Source organism: Pantoea sp. SIMBA_079 (assembly GCF_046940275.1).
Taxonomy (GTDB): domain Bacteria; phylum Pseudomonadota; class Gammaproteobacteria; order Enterobacterales; family Enterobacteriaceae; genus Pantoea; species Pantoea borealis.
This window is the reverse complement of the sequence record NZ_JAWRYR010000005.1, coordinates 19795-41918: the sequence shown is the minus strand read 5'-3', so window position 1 is coordinate 41918 and position 22124 is coordinate 19795. Positions and strand designations below refer to the sequence as shown.

Below are 22124 nucleotides of genomic sequence, written 5' to 3'. Positions count from 1 at the left end.
CCGGGTGCGCAGAACGGCCTGCTCTCGCGTTTACATTCCCGCCTGCTGCAGCCGGATTTCAGCCTCAGACAGCGTTGCCGCCTCACCCGTTGCCACCAGGCAGCAGGCGAGCTGCAGCCGCAGCGACTGCGGCACGGCACGCGTGCCGTTCAGCACCTCATCACTCCAGCGCGCGGTCGCTTCAGCCTGTTTGTTCTCCGGCAGCGCTTCCACACGCTCCGGCTGCCGCTCAACCCAGATTTGCGCCTCACCCGCTGCGCCAGCGATGTAATTGATCGCCGGACAGCGTAGCGGACTGGCATACACTTCGCCTTCCGTGCCGTTAAGCAAAATAGCGGGCGCGTCTATCGCCTGGAAAAACGCGCCAACGCGCGGCACATATTCAGGGTGCGACACGCTGGCAAGACGCAGCGCGGCGCGTTCTTCAAACGGCGTGGCCAGCTTTGCCAGCGTGTGCGCACTGTTACGCACGCCCATCCGCCAGCGCAGCGCCAGCTGTCTGGCCATGGGCGGACAGAGCGTATCGATGGTGATAAACGCCAGCTCACCGCGATCCAGCGCCGCCTGCGCCTGCGCGGCGCTGGTTACCGCAGCGATGCCTGACGCAGCGAGCACCGCTTCACTGGTTACGCGCGTGGCGTCTTCGCTGATACCGTGCAGCAGCACCGGAAAACCCAGTTTTACCAGCAGCCGCGCCAGCAGCGGCGTCAGATTGCCCTGACGGCGTGCGCCGTTGTAGCTGGGGATCACAATCGGCATGGGCCGGCCAGCCGGCGCCTGCAGCCGCAGCATACGCTGCTGCATAGCGTGGTAGAAGCCACGCATTTCGGCTTCGCCTTCGCCTTTAATCCGCAGCGCAATCAGGATGGCGCCCAGCTCCAGCTCCGGCACCTCCTCTGCCAGCATGGCGCTGTAAAGCGCCACCGCACTGTCGAAATCGATATCGCGCGCGTGGTTTTTACCGCGCCCGATCTCTTTAATTATTTTATTCAGTTCCATATTACGCTTCCTGCTCTCTGGGCGCGCCGCAGTGCGGCGGCCGGAACGAGTATCCGCTCAGCGCGGCTACTCAGGCTTTTCTTTTGCGCCTGGCGCTTTTTTTCTCTTCCGGCACCGCAGGCTGCTCAATCGGAAATACCGGCAGCGCCGCCAGCAGCCGGCTGCCATAGCTTTTACTGAGCAGACGGCGATCGTAAATCACAATTTCACCAAAGCACTGATGGCTGCGGATCAGGCGCCCGACCTGCTGTATCAGCGTAAACGAGGCGCTGGGCAGACTCTGGACTTCAAACGGATAGCGGCGCAGGCTTTTCAGCCACTCGCCTTCGGTCAAAATTACCGGACTGTCTACCGGCGGGAAAGCGATTTTGTGAATATGCACCTGTGACAGCAGATCGCCTTTGAGATCGAGCCCTTCAGCAAACGACTGCAGACCCACCAGAATGCTGCTGCTTCCTGCTGTCACGCGTTCACGATGCAGCGTGACGAGCCTGGAGCGCGGCTGATCGCCCTGCACCAGCATCGTGAGACGCAGCTCCGGCAGCTGCGCAACAAACTGCTGCATCGCCCGTCCGCTGGCAAACAACACCAGCACGCCTTTATGTTCGCCTTCTGCCATCTGCTGGCGGAAAAAGCGCGCCATCTCGGCGATGTGCTCAGCTTCATTTGCCAGCAGCGGCTCGTAGCGCATTTGCGGGATCACCAGCTTGCCCTGATCGACATGATTGAAGGGGGAATCCAGCGCCACAAAACGATCGCCCGCTTTCTCACTCAGCCCTGACATTTCCTGCAGGCGGCTGAAGCTGCTGAGCGAACGCAGCGTGGCTGATGTCACGACCACATGCGGAATTTTGCGCCACAGCAGTTTCTCAAGCTGGTCGCTGACGCGGATGCCGGCGCAGTGAAACAGCAGGTGCGCCTGCCCCTCGCGCAGTTCACGCGTCACCCATTTAGAGACCGGCGCGTTAGAGGCCTTTTCCATCGCGGCCAGCCGCCACAGTTTGCTGATGGCTTCAAACCAGCCGAAGTGACGGTTCAGCTGCAGAATCGCTTTATGCAGGCGCATGATATCCGCTTTGCCGGTCTGCTCGCCCAGTTCGTTCAGCAGCCCTTCACTCAGGCCGCGCAGCGCATCGCTCAGCTTAAACAGCCGGGTACAGAGCGTCAGCAGCGCTTCCGGCAGCTCGCCTAGCACAAAACGAAACTCACCCGGCTGATTATCGGGTGGCAGCAGCGGATTCAGCGCCTGACTCAATGTCTGCAGCAGCTCACGCATCTCTTCGCAGTGCTGTTTCAGCCGTTCAGGATTCGTCAGCGGCGGCGGCGATTTAGGCCGGAACTGCGCCATGATCGTTTCCACCAGCCGTATGAAGAGATCGAGCTGCAGCCCGCTCCAGCCTGGTGTGATCTCCGCGCTCATCTCCAGTGCGTCACGCGCGACCTCCGGCAGATGGTGCCCTTCATCCAGTACCAGCATCAGGTGCTTTGCCGGTGGCAGCACTGACTCGTTCTCCATAGCTGCCATTACCAGCGCATGGTTTGCGACGACGACGTCAGCCTGCTCAATCTCGCGCCGGGCGACAAAAAAGGGGCATTCGCGATACCAGCGGCAGTGGTGAGCAAGACAGTTGGCTTTATCGGTCGAGAGGCGCTGCCACAGGCTGTCATCAATCGCTTTCTCAGCGTGATCGCGCAGGCCATCCCACTGATGACGGCTGAGATCTTTCTCCAGCCGGGCACAGACTGTCTGCTCCTCCTTTGAGCCGGTCACCGCCTCTTCATCCAGATAAAACAGCAGATCGCCCTGCTGATCGTCGCTGGCGGCCAGGGCGGCCAGATTACGCGGACACACATAGCGTCTGCGGCCAAAGGCTGCCGTAAAGGTAAGATCGGGGATGATCTTTTTCAGCAGCGGGAGATCTTTGGTGAAAATCTGATCCTGCAGCGCTACGTTGGCCGTGCTGATAACCAGCCGTTTGTCATCGGCACGGCTTACCGCAATGCCGGGGATCAGATAAGAGAGCGTTTTACCTACGCCAGTAGGGGCTTCAATAGCCAGATGGCGCCCCTCATCGCCGGCCAGACTTTTTGCCACTTCGGCAATCATCTGGCGCTGCGGCGCGCGCGGGATAAAGTCAGGAACCTGCTGCTGCAGCGCTTTATACCATTGCGCGATCTGGCTTTTAATTGCTGCTGTCAGAGCCATAATTAGTACTGTTGAGTTAATCCGGCCTGTATTTTTACACAGTAATCTGACAGCGTCAGCCTCAGCGGGTGATTTTTCGTACCCGCTTCCTGTTACAGCAGCTTATACATCAGGGTGGTCGCCTCCATGACCCCTTCCGTTGAGCAGGCATAGTGCGGAATAGCGCCGGCGATCTGCCAGCCCAGGGAGAGATAAAGCTGGCTGGCCACATCCCCGCTGCGGGTGTCCAGCACCAGCAGCGTTTTTTCCCGCGTCCGTGCCCGTGCCTCTGCCCGCAGCATCAGCTGACGCGCGATGCCCTGCCGTCGCTGCTGCGGGTGTACCAGCAGCTTGCTGATTTCTGCCCGATGGTAACCGTTAGGCATCGTGCAGCTGCTCAGCGTCACGGTTGCTACCGGGATCTGCTCCTGCCATGCCACCAGCAGGTCATCACTCCCGCCGGATAATGTCGCGATTCTCGCCTGCCAGAAGCGCTCTATCGCCTGCCGATCGCGGGCATCGGTGAAGCCCACGCTGGCGCCGTCCGCCACACAGGCCTGCAGCAGATCGCTTAACGGCGCGAGCGCGTGTGCTGCGCTGACAGCAGTAAGCTGAGAGAACGTTATCATGGTTTGCATACCGCCAGAATATAACGGGCGCCCGCCTGCGCATCGGCGCTGAATGCAGATCGTCCCGTCAGGTGAAAACGCAGGCAATCGCCGGCGGCCAGCGTCCAGCGCTGATCTGCCATGACGATCGTTAAGCCGCCCTTCTGCAACCAGATATGCTGCTCAAGCCCGGACAGGGGTGGCATGTCATAGTGAATATGTGCGCCTGGCGGGAGTACCCCTTCAATCAATTCTGTTTTAAACTGCCTTGCAGGAGGAGAAAGGGTACGACGCTGAAAACCGCTGTCGGGATCGTGCCAGCAGGTTTGCTGGTCAGCTTTTATCAGCAGCACCGTCTCATCTTCAACCTCCTCCAGAAGACGTGACATTGTCACGCCATAAGCATGACATAACCGGTTGAGTAATGCCGCGGTAGGACTGGTCTCAGCGCGCTCAATGCGCGACAATGAGGCCCGGCTGATGCCTGTAGCCTGAGCGAGTGTATCCAATGACCAGCCCTGCTGTTCGCGAAGTTCAGCAAGCCGCAGCGCCAGCCGGTTATTCGTTTCAGTTGCTGACATAATGCCCCTTTCAAATATGAGAAAAAAATCTCTTATTTGAGAATTAACCGAAAACCGGGATAAAACTCAAGTTGTACAATAAAATAAAGATTGTACAAGGCAGCCCCGACGGTTAAGGTGTTTTTATGCAGGTCGCAATATTTGAGGACATTATGGCCTTATACAGTATCGGCGATGTTGCCGAGCGCTGTGGAATAAACCCGGTAACACTTCGCGCCTGGCAGCGACGTTACGGTCTGTTAAAGCCCCAGCGCACCGAAGGTGGTCATCGCCAATTTGATGATGAAGATGTTCAGCGTATTGAAGAGATTAAACGCTGGATAGAGAGTGGCGTGCCCGTGGGCAAAGTAAAAGCGCTGCTTGAAGGTGAAACGATCAATGTACACGATGGCTGGACTGCGCTGCAGGAAGAGCTGATGAGCGTGCTGCGTCACGTACGCGCTTCAAAACTGCGTACCAAAATCGCCACCATCGGACGTGAACACCCGATTGATGCACTGATCGATCACGTTTTTGTGCCGGTACGCCAGCGTCTGGGTCTCGATCAAAACACCGCCCGTACCATGTGCAGTCTGCTGGACGGCGCTATCATCGATTACGTTGCTTTCTGTCTGGCCGGGGCGCGCAAAAAGCCGGGTAAAGATGCGCTGATGATCGGCTGGGCTGTGGAAGATCGCACCCGTATCTGGCTGGAAGCCTGGCGTCTGGCGCAGCACGGCTGGCGTATTGATGTACTGGCTGAGCCGCTGGATATGCCACGCCCTGAACTCTTTCCGGGCCAGCATCTGTTTATCTGGACCGGAAAACGGCCAACGCGGCGTCAGCAGGAGCAGTTTGAGCACTGGCAGGCGCAGGGTTTTTCAATACAGATGCATGAACCGGCGTAATGTAAAACCGCACGTCAGGCCTTTTTCCTGCGCCGGGCGCGCGTTATTATGCCTGACTCCCGGCATCAATCAGGTACTGTAATGAACTGGAATAAAATTTTTATCGGTACGCTGTTCGCGATTATGGCGATTGGCGGCATGGGTGGCATGATGCTGGTAGGCTACAGCCTTATTCTGCATACCCGGTAAACCAGCGCTGCACCCGCTCCAGTAGCCGATCGCAAATCAGCGCCAGCAGCGCAACCAGTATGGCTCCCTGAATGACATAGGCGGTGTTAAAGCCGCTCAGACCAATGATCACGGGCGAGCCGAGGCTGGCGGCGCCTACTGTAGAGGCAATAGCTGCTGTGCCGATATTGATCATCACCGATGTACGTATGCCTGCCATCATTACCGGCGCAGCCAGCGCCAGTTCAATCTGCCAGAGACGCCGCCACGGCCCCATGCCCAGTCCGGTTGCGATCTCCCGGTTACTGGCCGGTACGCTCTCAATGCCCGCCAGCGTCCCCTGCAGCACCGGCAATACGCCATAAAGAAACAGCGCCACAATGGCAGGCGTGGCGCCAAACCCCATTACCGGCACGGCAATCGCTAACACGGCAACCGGCGGGATCGTCTGCCCTGCCGCCGCCAGCGTTTCCAGCGTTGGACGGAACGCACGGCCACAGCGGCGCGTAGCGAAAATTGCCCCGCCCGCGCCCACGATCACTGCCAGCAGGGTGCCGCTTGCGACCAGCCAGAGATGGGCCAGCGTCAGGCGCCAGAAGCTCTCCTGCTGATACAGCGGGCGCTCAAGCTGCGGAAACCAGTACGCAAACAGCGGTTCACTGTGCGGCAATCCCCACAGCAGCAGTAAAAACAGCGCGATCAGCCAGCTCAGCGGCTCGTATAACAGGCGCTTCATTGAGCGTCCCGCGGGCGCAGCAGATCGCTGAAATGCAGCACACCTACCCGCTGCTGCTGATCCACTACCGGTAACCTGTCGGTCCCGCGCGCAATAAACTGCGACAGCGCCTCGCGCAGCGACAGCGCGGCGGCAATCGGCTCGGCCTCTACCCATTCGCCGCGGCGCGCCACGCTGCCCGCCTGCCCCAGCGCCAGCAGCCTCACGCCCAGCTCGCTGCGGCCAAAAAAGTTACGGACAAAGTCGCTGGCAGGCTGCGTCAGCAGTGCAACCGGTGCCCCCTGCTGTACGATTTCACCGTTATCCATCAATACCAGCCGATCGGCCAGCGTCAGCGCCTCATCAATGTCGTGTGTAACCAGCACGATGGTACGGCCAGTGAGCCGCTGAATGCGCAGCATCTCCTGCTGCAGCGCCTGACGGTTTACCGGGTCGAGCGCGCCGAAGGGCTCATCCATCAGCAGCAGCTCCGGATCGGCAGCCAGCGCGCGCGCCACGCCAACCCGCTGCTGCTGTCCGCCGGAAAGCTGGTGCGGATAGCGGGTCGCCAGCCGGGGATCAAGGTTCAGCAGCGCCAGCAGTTCCGCTACGCGTGCCGCTATTTTCTGCGCTGGCCAGCCCAGCAGCGATGGCACGGTGGCGATGTTTTTCGCCACGCTCCAGTGCGGGAATAAGCCGATTGACTGAATGGCATAGCCGATGCGCCGGCGCAGGGCGCGAACATTCATCTGTTCGATAGGCTCGCCTGCAAAGCGGATCTCGCCGCTGTCATGTTCCACCAGCCGGTTGATCATCTTCAGAAGGGTCGATTTACCGGATCCGGACGTGCCAATCAGAACCGTAAAGCTCCCCTGCTTAATCTGCAAAGAGAGGCGGGAAATCGCCGTTTTTCCGGCAAACTGTTTACTTACGTCATGAAATTCAATCATGTTTTTTCTCCAGCAGCGCGGACAGCAGCCGCAGCAGCGCATCACAGAGTACCGCCAGCGCCACCACCGGGATCACGCCCAGCAGAACCAGATCCAGCGCGCTGCTCAGCAATCCCTGAAAGACGATAGCCCCGAAGCCGCCCGCACCAATCAGCGCCGCCACGACTGCCAGACCCACGGTTTGCACCACTACCACCCGTAAACCGGCCAGCCAGACCGGCAGCGCCAGCGGCAGCTCGGCCTGCCAGAACTGTTGCCCGGCACTCATGCCCATAGCGCGTGCGGTTTCACGTACCTCAGGCGGCACCTGCGCCAGCCCGGCGACCACGCTGCGCACCAGCGGCAGCAGCGCATAAAGCACCAGCGCAATCAGCGCCGGTGCCATACCGATACCGCTGATGCCAAGACGACCAAGCAAGGGAAAGTGTGCAACCAGCCCCGCCAGCGGTGCGATAAGCAGGCCGAAAAGCGCCACAGAGGGAATGGTCTGGATCAGATTCAGCAGGCTGAATACCGGCCGCTGCCAGCCAGGACGTCGCGCAATGGCCAGTCCCAGCGGGATACCTGCCAGCAGCACAGGCACCAGCGTACCGCAGACCAGCAGCAGGTGCTGGCTAAAGGCCGCATGGAAAGTGGTGCTGCGGCTGGCATACTCTTTTAGCAGCGAAAGCTGATCCAGCCAGCCGGTCAGTAAAAGCAGCAGCGGCAGCACGCCGGTTTGCAGATTCAGCAGGATGCGCCAGACCACCTGCCGGCTTATCGTTCTGATCGCTTCAGCTGCCAGCAGCAGCGTTAATCCGGCCGCACACCATAAACCGCTGCCAGGTGCCGTACGCGCCAGCAGTGAACTGCTGCGTGCCAGCTCGCTGGCCCCGCTGCCGCCGAGGCCGATGAGCAGTACAAGCAGCCCCTGCGCGCCCAGCAGCGTGAGCAGTGATGCACGCCGGCCCGGTAGCCCGAACAGGCTCAGCCAGAGTACCGCGACAGGCAGCACCAGCCAGCCAGCGTGCGCAACCTGCCACGCCATCAGCGGCTCGCCCGAGACCAGCCGGTTAGCGGCGAAGCGCAGAAACGGCAGCGTCAGCAGCGTTAGCGTGATCAGCGCCGTCAGCAGCAGCGTGACCGGCTGCCGGCCGGGGCGCAACAGCAGCTGTCTCACCTTTTACAGCAACTTGTTCTGCTGCAGCCACGCTGTTGCTACCTGGCTGGCATCCTGCCCTTCCACCGCAATCTGCGCATTGAGCTGCTGCAGCGTTTTTTCATCCAGCTTACTGAACACCGGTTGCAGCCATTCTTTCATCTGCGGATACTGCTTCAGTACCGCTTCACGCACGACCGGCGCCGGTGCATAGATTGGCTGTACGCCTTTGGGATCGCTCAGCGTCTGCAGACCCAGTGCCGCTACCGGGCCGTCCGTTCCGTACGCCATAGCCGCATTAACACCTGAGGTCTTCTGCGCCGCAGCTTTAATGGTGACCGCCGTATCACCGCCGGCCAGCGAGAGCAGCTGTGACTGGCTGAGTTTGAAGCTGTACGCTTTTTCAAACGCCGGCAGGGCATCGCCGCGTTCGATAAATTCAGCGGAGGCAGCCAGTTTGAACTCGCCGCCCTGTTTCAGATACGCGCTGAGATCGTCAAGCGAAGTCAGCTTATGCTGCTGCGCCACGTCACCACGCACGGCGATGGTCCAGGTGTTATTTGCGGGTGCCGGCGTCAGCCACACGAGATGATTCTTTTCTGCATCAAGCTGTCTGACTTTCTCATAACCCTGCTGCGCATTTTTCCAGGCGCTTGCTTTTTCATCGTTAAAAAAGAATGCGCCGTTGCCGGTATATTCCGGATAGATATCCAGTTCGCCCGCGACGATGGCGCCGCGTACCACCTGCGTGTTGCCAAGCTGAATTTTATTCACGGTTTTTACACCGTGCTTATTGAGTACCTGCAGAATGATATTGCCCAGCAGCGAGCCTTCTGTATCGATTTTCGATCCCACTTTAACCGCATCGGCGGCATGCGCCGCGCCCATGCTCAGTGACAGGGCAATCAGCCCCAGTAAACCCTGTTTAATCATGATGTTTTCCTTACGCCCTGTTTAGCACCTGGTGATAAACAAGCGTAGCCTGGCGCAGCAGGCGACGGGAAAAAAGCGGAGATTTTACGTCTGTTTTGTTAAGCCGGGCAAAAATTGCCCCGCACAGCACGGGCGTGGTACGCCCGAAAAGAGGAGACGTGTCAGGCGGTCAGGCGAAAGTCACCCAGCGTATGCGGAATGCGCGGAAAAGTGTGCAGAAACCACGGCGTAAATTGCTCCGGTTCAGCCTGCATCTGCTGCTGGATTTGCCCGACCGAACGGTAGCACCAGGCGTCCGCTTCTTCCGGATTCAGCACCGGCTCTTCATCGCTGATGGCAAAAAAGACGTGACCATACTCATGTTCAATCAGACCGTTGCTGAGCGGCAGGTTGTAGCTCAGCTCAAACACCGGCGTCAGCGCCAGGTCCAGTCCCATCTCTTCACGCAGACGACGTTCGGCCGCGTCGCGCGTTGGCTCCTGCGGGAAGGGATGACTGCAGCAGGTATTACTCCAGAGCCCGCCGCAGTGATATTTACTGCTGGCACGCCGCTGCAGCAGCAGCTCATGACGCGAATTAAACACGTAAACCGTGACTGCGCGATGCAGTAAGCCTTTTTCATGCACTTCCAACTTTTCCATCTTGCCGGTGGGACGATCGAGGTGGTCAACAAGAATAACTTCTATGGCAGGCATGAGGGCTCCTTCAGAAAAATCCCTGCTATTGTACACAATCACCGCGGCGGCAGCGGAGAAAATCACGCGCGTTTCGTGCGCTGGCGCGGTAAAAAAATAAGCTTAGCAGGCTTAATCTGAATCGGCGAAGAAGAAGGTATGCAGAGGTAAAGCATGATGAGATTGCGGCAGCGTGTGCGCCACCGCAATCAGGGTTAGTACGGTTACAGCCTGAAGCTTTGCACGACCTGTTCCAGCTGTACGCTCTGCTCTTCCATCGCGCGTGCAGCCGAAGAGACCTGCTCCACCAGCGCGGCGTTCTGCTGGGTGCTGCCATCCAGCTGCGTAATCGCGACGTTAACTTGGTCAATGCCCATGCTCTGCTCACGGCTGGCGGACATGATTTCGCTCATCAGCGTGGTGACGCTGCTGACGCCCTGCATCAGCTCATCCATGGTCTGTCCCGCCTGTTCAACCAGCTGGCTGCCGGTGTCGATATTTGCCACCGACTCCTCAATAAGCTTTTTGATTTCGCGTGCTGAGTTGGCTGAACGCTGCGCGAGATTACGCACTTCTGAGGCCACCACCGCAAAACCGCGTCCCTGCTCGCCGGCGCGTGCCGCTTCAACCGCCGCGTTCAGGGCCAGAATGTTGGTCTGAAACGCAATGCTGTCGATGACACTGATGATGTCGACGACCTTACGCGATGAGTGATGGATCTCCCCCATGGTGGTCACGACCTGACGCACGACTTCACTGCCGCGCGCCGCCACGGTGGCCGCGCCGTCAGCCAGCTGATTGGCGTGGGTGGCGTTATCGGCGTTTTGGCGCACGGTGCCGGTCAGCTCCTCCATTGAAGCTGCCGTCTCTACAATCGAGCTGGCCTGCGATTCGGTCCGCGCAGAGAGATCGGCGTTGCCGCTGGCGATTTCACGCGAGGCTGCCGTGATCGCCAGCGCGCTGTCGCCAACCTGACGCATCAGCCCCTGCAGGTAACTGATAAACTGGTTAAAGCTCTCTGCCACGGCGTTAAATTCCGGGCTATTGCTGGCAGGCAGGCGCTGCGTCAGGTCGGCACCGCCGGTGGAGAGTGCTTCAATGTTTTTGTGCAGTACGCCCAGACGTTTCATCATTGCGCGGACAAAGCCCAGCGATACCAGCAGCAGAATGATAGCCAGCGGGATCTGCACCACGCCCAGCCGCGTCAGCATACTGTGCGTCTGCGCATCCAGCAGGCTGGAGGGCACGTCGCTGGCGAGATACCACGGGCTGCCGGGGATCGCCTGCAGGAACAGCGTATGCTCACCATCCTCGCCGCTGAACGTGGTCTGCGCCGGCTCACTACCCGCCTGCGTCAGCAGCGACTTCAGTGCAGCAGCCATCGGCAGCCGGGTCTCGCTCAGGTTTTCCAGTTTTGGCGCACCGTCCAGCAGCGCCGCGTTGCCGACCACTTTGCCATCCGCTTCCACAATCAGCACGCGGCCGTTAATGGCGTCCCCCATCTGCTTCGCCAGCTGATTAAAAAAGCCCAGCGTTACGTCAATGGTAGCCACGCCCCAGACGCTGCCGTCGCGATAGATAGCCATCGCGCAGTTGGTACGCGGCTGCGGGCTGGCCGCATCCTGATAGGCTTTAGCCCAGGCGCACTGCCCTTTTGCTGCGGCCATCCCCGCTTTGTACCACGGCTGCTCCCAGTACTTATCGGCCGCATCAGAATTCCAGTAGGTATTGACCTGCAGCTGATTACTGGCATTGCGCGCAAAAAAGGTGCTGTCTTTCTCTTTTGCCGGATCGCGCCGGTTCGGCAGCGGCCAGATCCCGCCGCCAAACACGTTACTGTCCTGGTACTGGTTCACCAGCGCCGGCAGCAGAATATCTATCGTCGCGCTCTCCATCACGCCGGCAGCTTCCGTTATCGCCCGCTGCTGCGCCTGAACCCGGTTCATCTGTTCGACAATGCGTCCGGCCAGGCCATCAACCTCATAGCGCACCAGGCGGCTCTCATTCTGACTCAGCTGCGGTGCGATAAACTGATTGATCACCAGCACGGTGACCAGCATCAGCACAACAAAAAACGCGACCAGCGTCGCGGTAAAACGGGATTGCGTGGTTTTAAACATTCGGATGCCCTTACCCTGGTTGGCGAGTTGCCTGATCGAGGTTAACGGCGTGTTAATGGGGAACTTGAGAGGGGCGGGATCACAAAAAAAGCAAATAGTTGAATCGGGTGACTATTTTCTGCGGTAAGAAACCAGGGGGGAAGCACAGCGGAAAATCGCCTGCCGGTACCGGCAGCGCGCCCCTCTTCACAGAAGAAGGGCGGGCATTTACTGAGGCGGCGCCACAACCTCCTGACGCGGCCGGAAGATATGGCTATTTCCCTCTGCCAGCAGCCGCTGAAGCAGCTGCTGTCCGCCCTGTTCATCTGACTGTGCGAAGTGGCGTTCCGCTTCGGTGATCGGCGTCGCCCAGAGCAGCTCCGGCCGGTCGCCGTCGCGCTTCGGCAGCCGCAGCGACGCTGCCTCCGGTGCCAGCGCGTTAGCCAGCAGAAAACTTTCAAAGCCGACCGGTGCCACTTCAGACGCCAGCGTATGCCCTTCGCCAATCCACGTCAGCCGCGCCCACGGCAGATGGGCAAACTCCGCCAGCGCGCTCGCCATCTGCACCGCGTTGGCCTCGGTCATCACCTCGCCATCTACCGCCAGCGCCAGTTCAACCCGCCGGTACTGGGGTGCCAGCTCCTCAAACAGATAATCGACCTGCGGCATCGGACGAATGCTCATCCCCAGCGTGACAAAATACCAGACGCCGTTGTGCCAGTGCTGAGAAAGCGCCATCGGCGGCCAGCTGCCCTGATCGATAGCGTAATATTTGACCGACTCACCAAACTGCGCCTGGTACACCTGCAGCATTTCATGCTGGATTTTTTCCCACTGCTGGTCGTCGTGCCAGTCACGCCAGAAGTGACGCTGCTGCTCAGCACGCGCATAGTATTCATTGGTGGAGGCTGAACCCAGCGGCGCCGTAAGGCGGTTTTTCCTGATACAGCCGGCTGAGAAGCTGACCTGTTTGCTCTGATAGAGACTCCAGCCAGGGATCACCGCCAGCAGCTGTCCGTAGTACCACAGGGCCGCACCGGTATCATCCGGCTCCCACAGTATCTGCAGGCCTGCGGGATCGAGCATTGGCTCTGCCTCCAGCGTGCGGCAATATTCTGCGCTCAGCAGCGGTGCGATACCCTGCTCCATCGCTTCGCGATCTTCCTCCGCCGGTGCCGGCAGAAGGTTGCGCAGCCAGCAGCCGCGCACAGCGTACTGACTGCGAAACAGGTCGTTGGGCCAGATATAAAAATAGGCGGTGCGCGCATCCTGTTCGACGATCGCGGTTAAAGTATGTTGCTGATTCGGCACCTCAGCAATCAGAGGGTAACTGGTCATAACGCCTCGACAATGCCTGGAGGGATCCATTTTCCCCGAGAATAGAGCAGGATCGGCACTCGCGCCATGTGAGACAAGGGTAAAACTCTCAAAGTGCGGCTGCGCTCGCGCTGAGCGCCTGGCTTTGCTTCAGCGGTAGCGGGCGTCACGGCCCATACGCTGCATCGCCCGTGACCAGGCGCCGCGCTGGATCGACCAGCGCAGCAGGCGCGCCAGCAGCGCCATCTGCCGGTCGGTGCGCCACTGCGTCAGCGGACTGACCGGGCGCTGCAGCTGCAGCTGTGCCCACTCCGGCAGTAAGCCGATGCCCGCCTGCAGCATCGTGCGCATTGCCGGCCGCGCCTGCCAGCCGGGTGCCGGCGCATTCATCAGCAGCGCCATCACCTCCTGCGTGCGCGCATCAAAACAGAGTTCCGGGCGGATCGCCTGCAGATAATGCGCGACGTCGGTCACGCTGCACGGCACCTGCTCTGCGCCCAGCGCAATCGCCACCTGCGCCGCCTCCTGATAGTAGCGATCCTGCTCAGCCCGGCTGAGCGCCGGGTTTTTATAGCGCAGATGGGCCGCCAGAAAACGGCTGGTTTCCGCTACATGCACCCAGGTCAGCAGATGCGGATCGCTGGCCGCGTAAGGGTTGCCGTTGTTATCGATGCCGCTGACCTGCAGATGGATGCGCTTCACCCGTTTAATCAGCGTCCGGGCATCGGCCGTATTGCCAAAGGTCGTTACGGCGATGAACTGGCTGGTGCGGCGCAGCCGGCCGAGCATATCCTGACGGAAGCTGGAGTGATCCCAGACCCCGGCCAGCGCCGCCGGATGCAGCATCTGCAGCATCAGGGCGCTGATACCGCCGCAGAGCATCGCCGGAAAATCACCGTGGATACGCCAGATAGTGGAGTCGGGGCCAAATAAGCCGGGATCGCCGGGCGGCTGCGAGAGGTCAAACTCGTTGAGTGCCAGCCCGTTAAGGCGAAAGATCTGCTGTTCAATGCGATTGCGAAGCGTCATGGTGGCGTGGTGTCGGATAAAAAGGCGTCAGGGATAGCGCCCCCGGCCTGGCGGCCGGGAGACGCGGTTATCCGTTAAAGATAGTCGAACTGTGCATCCTGGGTGCGTACGGAATCCAGGCCAATCATGACGTTAAATTTGCCGGGTTCCGCCACGTGCTGCATCTGCTGGTTCCAGAATTTCAGCGCATCAGCGTCGATCGTAAAGCGCACGGTTTGCGACTCACCGGCTTTCAGCATAATACGCCGGAAGCCGCGCAGCTCCTGTACCGGACGGCTGATACTCGCCACCGGGTCGTTGAGATACATCTGTACCACCGTCGCCCCGTCGCGTTTACCGCTGTTGGTCACCGTTACGCTCGCTTCAATGCTGCCGCTGCGCGGCATCGTGCGCGCAGAGAGCGTCACCGGTGAAACGGTAAAGCGGGTATAGCTCAGGCCGTAACCAAACGGATAGAGCGGACCGTTAATCGTGTCGTAGTAGTGGGAGGTATATTTATTCGGCTTTTCCGGATTATAAGGTCGCCCGGTAGGCAGATGATTATAGTAAAGCGGGATCTGCCCCACTGACCGCGGGAACGTGACCGGCAGTTTACCGGAAGGGTTGTAATCGCCAAACAGCACGTCAGCGATGGCATTGCCGCCTTCCGTGCCGCTGAACCAGGTTTCCAGCATCGCATCCGCCATGCGGTCTTCATTCACCAGCGTCAGCGGCCGGCCATTCATCAGCACAATCACCAGCGGCTTACCGGTGGCTTTCAGGGCCGCCAGTAATTTCTGCTGGCTGGCCGGGATCGCCAGTTCACTGCGGCTCGACGCTTCATGCGCCATGCCCTGCGCCTCACCCACCGCAGCGACCACCACATCCGCTTTCTCTGCCTGAGCCACCGCCTCATCGATCATCTGCTGCGGGGTACGCGTATCCACGCTGACCGCCTGCTCATAGAGATTGAGGAAACCCTGAATACCTTTGTTGTCTGAAACGTTAGCGCCTTTGGCGTACAGCAGCGTGCCTTTGTTTGCCATGGCATTGCGCATGCCCTGCAGCAGCGTCACCGACTGCTTTGCCACGCCCGCAGCTGACCAGCTGCCCATGATATCGCGCTGGCTGTCCGCCAGCGGCCCTACCAGCGCCACGGTCGCGTCACGCTTCAGCGGCAGCGTCTCGCGCCAGTTCTTCAGCAGCACCATGCTCTTGCGCGCCACGTCGCGCGCTTCGGCACGGTGCAGGCGGCTCTCAGCGTTGGTATCCTGTGGATCGCTGCTCTGCGGTCCGAGGTGGCTGTACGGATCGTTGAACAGCCCCATGTCATATTTTACATTGAGCACGTGACGGGCAGCGTCATCAATTTCACGCATACTCACTGCCCCGCGTTTCACCAGCGCCGGCAGATATTTGCTGTAGTACTCATCGCTCATGCTCATGTCGATGCCTGACTTCAGCGCAATGCGCACCGCATCCTGCGGATCGCTCGCCACACCGTGTTTGATCAGCTCTTTAATCGCGCCGTGATCGCTGATGGTGATGCCTTTGAATTTCCACTGATCGCGCAGCAGATCTTTCAGCAGCCAGCCATCGGCGGTGGCCGGGGTACCGTTCAGCGAATTCAGCGCCACCATCACGCCACCGCTGCCGGCATCCAGCGAGGCTTTATAAGGCGGCAGGTAGTCCTGCGCCAGCCGCTGCGGGCTCATATCCACGGTGTTGTAATCACGTCCGCCTTCCACCGCGCCGTAGGCGGCAAAATGTTTCACGCTGGTCATTACGGCGTAACGATCGGCCGGGCTCTTGCCCTGCATCGCTCTGACCATGGCGCTGCCCATCTGCGACGTAAGATAGGTATCTTCACCAAAGCCTTCTGAGCCTCGTCCCCAGCGCGGTTCGCGGCTGACATCCACCATCGGTGCCCAGGTCATATTCAGACCATCATCCGCGGCCTCATAAGCAGAAACACGCCCCACCTCACCAATCGCATCGCGATCCCAGCTGGCCGCGAGGCCCAGCGGAATCGGAAAAATAGTGCGCTGGCCGTGCACCACATCGTAGGCAAAAAACAGCGGAATTTTCAGGCGGCTTAACTGCATCACCTGATCCTGCATGGCGCGAATATCCTGGCGGGTGACGGTATTAAAAATTGCCCCAACCTGCCCCTGCTGGATCATATCGCGAATCGCCTCTTTCGGTGTGTCGGGTCCGACGCTGATCAGCCGCATCTGGCCAATCTTTTCGTCCAGCGTCATTTTGCTGAGCAGCTGGCTGACATACGCGTCGCGCGCCTGCTCCGTCAGGGGATGTGTTTCACGCAGCGTATCGGCAAACGCCGGCTGCAGAGCCAGGGAGACCGCGAGGCTAACAGAGTAAATCCATTTCATCAGGTTGGGTTCTCTTAAGTAACTGCGCACAATGAAGATTAGCGGGGCAGTGTGCCACAAGATGAGGATAGCAGGTAGCCGCCTTTGTCACACGGCGACCAGAGCCGCGCCGCGTGCTACAGTAGAAACGCCACGTTAACGACAAGGACAGGCTCATGAATTCTCACCTTTCTCATCCTGCACTGGTTGCCGACCTGCGCCGTCTGGTTGGTGCCTCTCATCTGCTGACTGATGCGGAGCAAACCGCGCGCTACCGTACCGGCTTTCGCTCCGGCGCGGGCGATGCGCTGGCGGTGGTCTTTCCGGGGTCGCTGCTCGAACTCTGGCGGGTCCTGCAGGCGCTGGTCAGCGCGGACGCTATTATTCTGATGCAGGCGGCCAATACCGGCCTGACGGAAGGCTCCACGCCCAGCGGCAACGATTACGATCGTCCGGTTGTGATCGTCAGCACCCTGCGTCTCGATCGGCTGCAGCTGATTGATGGCGGCAAACAGATCCTCGCGTTTCCCGGCAGCACGCTCTATCAGCTGGAAAAAACGCTCAAACCGCTCGGTCGCGAGCCGCACTCGGTCATTGGCTCCTCCTGCATCGGTGCTTCAGTACTGGGCGGGATCTGTAATAACTCCGGCGGCTCGCTGATCAAACGCGGGCCAGCCTACAGTGAGATGGCGCTGTTTGCGCAGGTGGACGCCAGCGGTAAACTCAAGCTGGTTAATCATCTGGGGATCGACCTGGGCCACTCGCCGGAAGAGATCCTCGGGCGGCTGGATGATGAGCGCTGGCAGCAGAGCGATGTGCGCTGGGATGAGCGTCACGCCTCGGACCATGAATACGCCGGGCGGGTACGTGATATTCACGCCGATACGCCGGCGCGCTTTAACGCTGACGCCCGCCGGCTGTTTGAAGCCTCCGGCTGCGCCGGTAAGCTTGCGGTGTTTGCCGTGCGTCTGGATACCTTTCCGACTGAGCCACAGCAGCAGGTATTCTATATCGGCACCAACGACCCCGCCGTGCTGGGCGACATCCGCCGTCATATCCTGGCAGAGTTCACCCATCTGCCGGTGGCGGGTGAATATATGCACCGCGATATCTTCGATATTGCCGAAGTGTACGGCAAAGATACTTTCGTGATGATCGACAAGCTCGGCACCGATAAGATGCCGCTCTTTTTCACCCTCAAGGGACGGATGGATGCCTGGCTGAACAAGCTCAGCGTTGTGAAACCGCACTTCACCGATCGTCTGCTGCAGCGTATCAGCCGCCTGTTTCCGGCACACCTGCCAAAACGCCTTAAGCAGTACCGCGATAAGTATGAACACCACCTGATGCTGAAAATGTCCGGCGAAGGCGTTGCCGAGGCGCAGACGTATCTGCAGGACTATTTTCGTGAGGGCGGCGGGGAGTTTTTCGCCTGCGACAGCAAAGAGGGATCGCATGCGTTTTTGCATCGGTTTGCCGCCGCCGGGGCTGCCGTGCGCTATCACGCAGTACATGCGGATGACGTGGAAGATATTCTGGCACTGGATATTGCCCTGCGACGCAACGATGAAGAGTGGTTTGAACAGCTGCCGCCGGAGTTTGATAACGATCTGATCCACCGGCTCTACTATGGCCACTTCTTCTGCCACGTGTTCCATCAGGATTACATTGTGAAAAAAGGCGTGGACGTGTACGCGCTAAAAGAAAGGATGCTGGCGCTGCTCAGCGCACGCGGCGCCGAGTATCCCGCGGAACATAACGTGGGTCATCTCTATAAGGCGAAACCGCAGCTGCAGGCGTTTTATCGGGAACTGGATCCGACCAATACCTTTAATCCCGGCATCGGTAAAACCAGCAAGCAGAAAGGCTGGGCAGTAAAAGCCTGAGACCGGCACTCATGCGCAGGGTGGCCTGATAACCACCCTGCCATTGACTCAGGGTTGCGGTGGATCCTGCTCCTGTGTGGCCGCCGCCAGCGCACGGCGCTCGATGATCATGGTCTGCGGTGCAGACAGCACAATGCCTTCTTTACGCAGGCGCGTCAGAATATCGAACAGCAGATCGCTTTTGGCTCCTGAGATCTGGCGCTGACTGGCAACGTTGCCGGTTACGCTCAGCACAATGCCCGACGGCGTAAGATCTTTAAACGACACGGAAGGATCAGGCGTCTCCAGAATGCGCTCATTTTCGTTATAGACCTCCAGCAGCAGCTCGCGCACCCGCACCGGATCGATATCCAGCGGGAACGTCAGCTGAATGGTCACAACGCCCTGCGCATTTCCCATGGTGGCATTACGTACGTTCTGCGAAATCAGCTGCGAATTGGGCACAATCACCGTCGACTTGTCGCCGAGCTGAATCTCCGTGGCGCGAACATTGATACGCCGGATATCGCCCTCAATGCCGCTGATGCTGACCAGATCCCCTACCTTGACCGGTCGCTCAGTGAGCAGGATCAGGCCGGAAATAAAGTTTTTTACAATCTCCTGCAGACCAAAACCGATGCCCACCGACAGCGCGCTGACGATCCACGCCAGCTTATTCCACTGCAGTCCCATGATGGAGAGCGTCAGCAGGATAATCAGCACGTAGCCGATATTGCTGAACAGCGTCACCAGCGAGACGCGCATGCCGACATCCATGGTGGTTTTCGGCAGAAAATCGTTATCCAGCCAGCGGCGTACTGAGCGTAATATCCAGATACCCGCCACGAGGCAAAGCAGGGCATTGACCATATGCGCCGGTACAATATTCAGCGACTCCAGCCCTTTGCCACCCCAGAACTCAATCACTTTCTGAATCAGTTCTACCGGCGTCGAAGAGGCGAACGTGCCGGTCATCAGCGCCAGCGCGACAATGCCCATCAGCAGCGCTTTACCCAGCGCGCTGAGCAGCGTGGCGGCCTGCTGCAGATAGCGCTCATCAATATTCAGCGAACTCTGCAGGCGGCGTCCGGCTGCGCTGCTGGTGGAGAACAGACTTTCACAGCCGTCGGTAATGACGTGACTCAGAAAATAGAAGGAGCCAAACAGGATCCCGCACCACACCACTTCATAGCTCAGAAAACGCGCCAGCGTCACATAGCCAATCGTCAGTGAAATCAGAATCGCCACGGCGGTCAGCGTGAGCGCCAGCTGAACCAGCCCGACCACTGTCGGACGCGCCTCCGGCGGGTTACCCAGCCGGGTCATCCGGCGGCGCACGCGGTTGGTGCGCATACTGATGGCGAGCCCGGTGCTGCCAATCAGCAGTGCGGTCAGGCCGTTAGCAAAAATCGTGGTGCTGAGGCTGGTGCCTACCGTGTAGTTAAACGCTTCTGCGGTCTGAAAGATAAACACCAGCGCAGCGGTAATCGGCGGAAACGGCTTCAGCGCCAGCGCAACCTCATTAGAGATGGCCGGCAGTCGCCAGCTGGGACGGCGGGTCGAGAGAAACGCCCGTCCCAGGCCGGCAATCAGCCCGCAGTAGACGCTCAGCTGCACCAGGCGGGTAACAAAATCCTGTACGTCACCGGAGACTTCATCCCGGCGGGTAAACGCCAGCGCGCTGAAGTTAAAGGTTAGCACCACCGCCGCCAGCGTGGTCAGCGCAATGGCAGCAGCGAGGAAGCTGCGCCGCAGCCGCCCTTCCGGCAGTTTGTGAATACTTACCCAGGCGAGAAACTCTTCGCTATAGCGCCGTCCCAGCGTCATCACCAGCATGGCTGCCACCAGCCAGCCGATGGTGCCGGCACGCCAGTCCGATTCCCACGACAGGGCTGCCGACGCCTTCAGCTCCGTAATGAAGTCACTGATTTTTTCGCCGTCAAGATCCTGGCGGCTCACCAGCGGCGCCCAGAAGCGCGGGCCAAAAATACTGCCGGAGTTCAGCGCCAGCTGGTTTTTCAGCTGATCGCGACGCAGATTCACAATCTGTGAAGAGAGCACCAGCGCGCCGTTTTTAATGCCTTCAGCCTGTTTGATCTGATCGTCCAGCTTGCCTTTCTGGTTTTCCAGCGAACGGCGCTTACGCGTGACCTCCGGCGTCTCTTTAACGCCGCTGTCCGCTTTCGGCGCGGGACCCAGTACCGCCAGCTGCGCATCAAGCTGCTGGCGCTGCGGGAGTAACGCCTGCCCCAGCGTCTCTGCATTGCCCGACAGCTCCAGCGCCATCTCATTAAGCTGGTTGAGCTGGTTTTCGCTGGTTTCTCCCGAGACCTGTCCTTTGATCTTGTCGAGAATTTTTTGCATTTTTGGCAGCTCAACCGCCGGATTAACCTGCGGCGGCGCTTCTTCTTCCTGTGCCGGCTGCTGTTGCGTCACATCGGGCGCGTCATCCGCCTGGCTCAGCGCGGGCACACACAGCATGAGCAGTAACAGCGGAATCGTGAAAAAACGAAACTTCATCATAGAACGACATTCCAGCGAATAAGCCAGTTAAATGAGTGTGGCGGCCCGTACAGGAGGTCGCCGCCGGGTGATAACAGGATTGAGCATATCAAATCAGGGAACGGGTGATATGCCGCTTTACAAGGGGTGCGGTCCGCCTGCTGGCGGGCGCGCACCCTTGCCGTTATTCCACTACCGTGTTGCTGGTAGTGAGTCCCGCTTTCTGTTTTTTATACGCCAGCGCTGCCGCCGGAACCGGGGCTGCTTTACCGGTTTCCAGCCAGTCGCGCAGGCGATTAGCATCGGCAAAGTGGGTATATTTGCCAAACGCATCCAGTACCACCAGCGCCACCGGGCGGTTGTTGATCACCGTACGCATCACCAGGCAGTGGCCCGCCTCATCGGTGTACCCTGTTTTCGTCAGCTGGATCCGCCAGCCCTCTTTGTAAACCAGGTGATTGGTGTTGCGGAACGGCAGTGCGTAGCTCGGGTGCTGAAACACCGCCGTCTGCTCTTTTGTGGTGCTGAGCTGGCCGAGCAGCGGATACTGACGCGTCGCTTTCAGCAGCTTAACCAGATCGCTGGCGCTGGAGACATTCTGCGTGGAGAGGCCGGTGGGTTCTACATAGCGCGTGTGCGTCATACCCAGCGCGCGCGCTTTGGCATTCATGGCGCGGATAAAGGCGTTATAGCCGCCCGGATAGTGGTGCGCCAGACTGGCCGCCGCGCGGTTTTCAGAGGACATCAGCGCCAGCAGCAGCATAGAGCGGCGACTGATTTCGCTGTTGAGTTTGACGCGCGAAAACACACCGCGCATTTCGCGCGTCTGGCTGATATCCACCGAGAGCAGCTCATCCATGGGCAATTTTGCATCCAGCACCACCATCGCCGTCATCACTTTAGTGATAGAGGCGATAGGGCGCACGCGGTCAGGATGGCTTGAGAACAGCACCCTGCCCGTGTCGAGATCAACAATCATGGCGCTGCCGGAGGCGATTTGCGGCTGGGCCAGCGGTGCCAGACCCGGGAGCGCGGCGGGTGCAGCCAGTACAGGTGTTATCGCCGCCGGGGCTGTCATAAACAGCGCCAGCGACAGCAGAGAAACAGGTAATTTTACAGACAT

At 59.5% G+C, this 22124-nt stretch carries 17 protein-coding genes; 2 read left to right on the top strand and 15 right to left on the bottom strand.

Annotated elements, in window-relative coordinates:
* Nucleotides 1-30 precede the first annotated feature (30 nt).
* The 4 genes from ybiB to SB719_RS09250 form a co-directional block, all read right to left on the bottom strand.
* The gene (gene ybiB, locus SB719_RS09265; protein WP_304233705.1) at nt 31-999 is read right to left on the bottom strand and encodes a DNA-binding protein YbiB; all 969 of its coding nucleotides are present in this window, start codon (nt 997-999) and stop codon (nt 31-33) included.
* A 70-nt stretch (nt 1000-1069) separates the two neighbouring features.
* A complete protein-coding gene (dinG, locus tag SB719_RS09260) occupies nt 1070-3205 on the bottom strand; it encodes an ATP-dependent DNA helicase DinG (protein WP_412159159.1) in 2136 nt (711 codons plus the stop codon).
* 92 nt (nt 3206-3297) lie between these two features.
* Complete coding sequence (locus SB719_RS09255) at nt 3298-3813, bottom strand: GNAT family N-acetyltransferase (protein ID WP_304233709.1); 516 nt, start codon at nt 3811-3813, stop codon at nt 3298-3300.
* Entirely contained in the window at nt 3810-4373 is a 564-nt protein-coding gene (locus tag SB719_RS09250; RefSeq protein WP_065649778.1) for a helix-turn-helix domain-containing protein, read from the bottom strand. The genes SB719_RS09255 and SB719_RS09250 overlap by 4 nt, the downstream gene beginning before the upstream one ends.
* Nucleotides 4374-4525: 152 nt before the next feature.
* Between SB719_RS09250 and SB719_RS09245 the strand changes: the two genes are divergently transcribed.
* Entirely contained in the window at nt 4526-5260 is a 735-nt protein-coding gene (locus tag SB719_RS09245) for a MerR family transcriptional regulator (protein WP_065650490.1), read from the top strand.
* Between the two features lie 169 nt (nt 5261-5429).
* Here SB719_RS09245 and SB719_RS09240 read toward each other — a convergent pair whose 3' ends face one another.
* The 9 genes from SB719_RS09240 to bglX form a co-directional block, all read right to left on the bottom strand.
* Nucleotides 5430-6164 carry an ABC transporter permease gene (locus SB719_RS09240; protein ID WP_292969787.1) on the bottom strand — a complete coding sequence of 245 codons (735 nt, stop codon included), beginning with the start codon at nt 6162-6164 and terminating at the stop codon, nt 5430-5432.
* Complete coding sequence (locus SB719_RS09235) at nt 6161-7093, bottom strand: ABC transporter ATP-binding protein (protein ID WP_292969785.1); 933 nt, start codon at nt 7091-7093, stop codon at nt 6161-6163. Before SB719_RS09235 ends, SB719_RS09240 begins: the two co-directional genes overlap by 4 nt.
* Nucleotides 7086-8252, bottom strand: coding sequence for an ABC transporter permease (locus SB719_RS09230; RefSeq protein ID WP_314686489.1), 1167 nt, complete (start codon nt 8250-8252; stop codon nt 7086-7088). The genes SB719_RS09235 and SB719_RS09230 overlap by 8 nt, the downstream gene beginning before the upstream one ends.
* A gap of 3 nt (nt 8253-8255) precedes the next feature.
* Nucleotides 8256-9164, bottom strand: a complete 909-nt coding sequence (locus SB719_RS09225) for an ABC transporter substrate-binding protein (RefSeq protein WP_412159158.1) — start codon at nt 9162-9164, stop codon at nt 8256-8258.
* Nucleotides 9165-9325: 161 nt separating this feature from the next.
* On the bottom strand, nt 9326-9859 hold the full coding sequence (idi, locus tag SB719_RS09220) for an isopentenyl-diphosphate Delta-isomerase (RefSeq protein ID WP_065649783.1): 534 nt from the start codon (nt 9857-9859) through the stop codon (nt 9326-9328).
* 203 nt (nt 9860-10062) lie between these two features.
* Nucleotides 10063-11958, bottom strand: coding sequence for a methyl-accepting chemotaxis protein (locus SB719_RS09215; RefSeq protein ID WP_065649784.1), 1896 nt, complete (start codon nt 11956-11958; stop codon nt 10063-10065).
* 207 nt (nt 11959-12165) lie between these two features.
* Complete coding sequence (locus SB719_RS09210; protein WP_065649785.1) at nt 12166-13275, bottom strand: suppressor of fused domain protein; 1110 nt, start codon at nt 13273-13275, stop codon at nt 12166-12168.
* Between the two features lie 129 nt (nt 13276-13404).
* The gene (locus tag SB719_RS09205) at nt 13405-14283 is read right to left on the bottom strand and encodes an oxygenase MpaB family protein (RefSeq protein ID WP_412159157.1); all 879 of its coding nucleotides are present in this window, start codon (nt 14281-14283) and stop codon (nt 13405-13407) included.
* A gap of 74 nt (nt 14284-14357) precedes the next feature.
* Nucleotides 14358-16655, bottom strand: coding sequence for a beta-glucosidase BglX (gene bglX / locus SB719_RS09200; RefSeq protein ID WP_292969775.1), 2298 nt, complete (start codon nt 16653-16655; stop codon nt 14358-14360).
* Between the two features lie 155 nt (nt 16656-16810).
* On the opposite strand from bglX, the gene dld reads away from it, so the two are divergent.
* Nucleotides 16811-18520, top strand: a complete 1710-nt coding sequence (dld, locus tag SB719_RS09195) for a D-lactate dehydrogenase (protein WP_412159156.1) — start codon at nt 16811-16813, stop codon at nt 18518-18520.
* 48 nt (nt 18521-18568) lie between these two features.
* On the opposite strand, the gene SB719_RS09190 is transcribed toward dld, so the two are convergent.
* Entirely contained in the window at nt 18569-21022 is a 2454-nt protein-coding gene (locus SB719_RS09190) for a DUF3772 domain-containing protein (protein ID WP_314686474.1), read from the bottom strand.
* A 163-nt stretch (nt 21023-21185) separates the two neighbouring features.
* Complete coding sequence (pbpG, locus tag SB719_RS09185) at nt 21186-22124, bottom strand: D-alanyl-D-alanine endopeptidase (RefSeq protein WP_293006494.1); 939 nt, start codon at nt 22122-22124, stop codon at nt 21186-21188.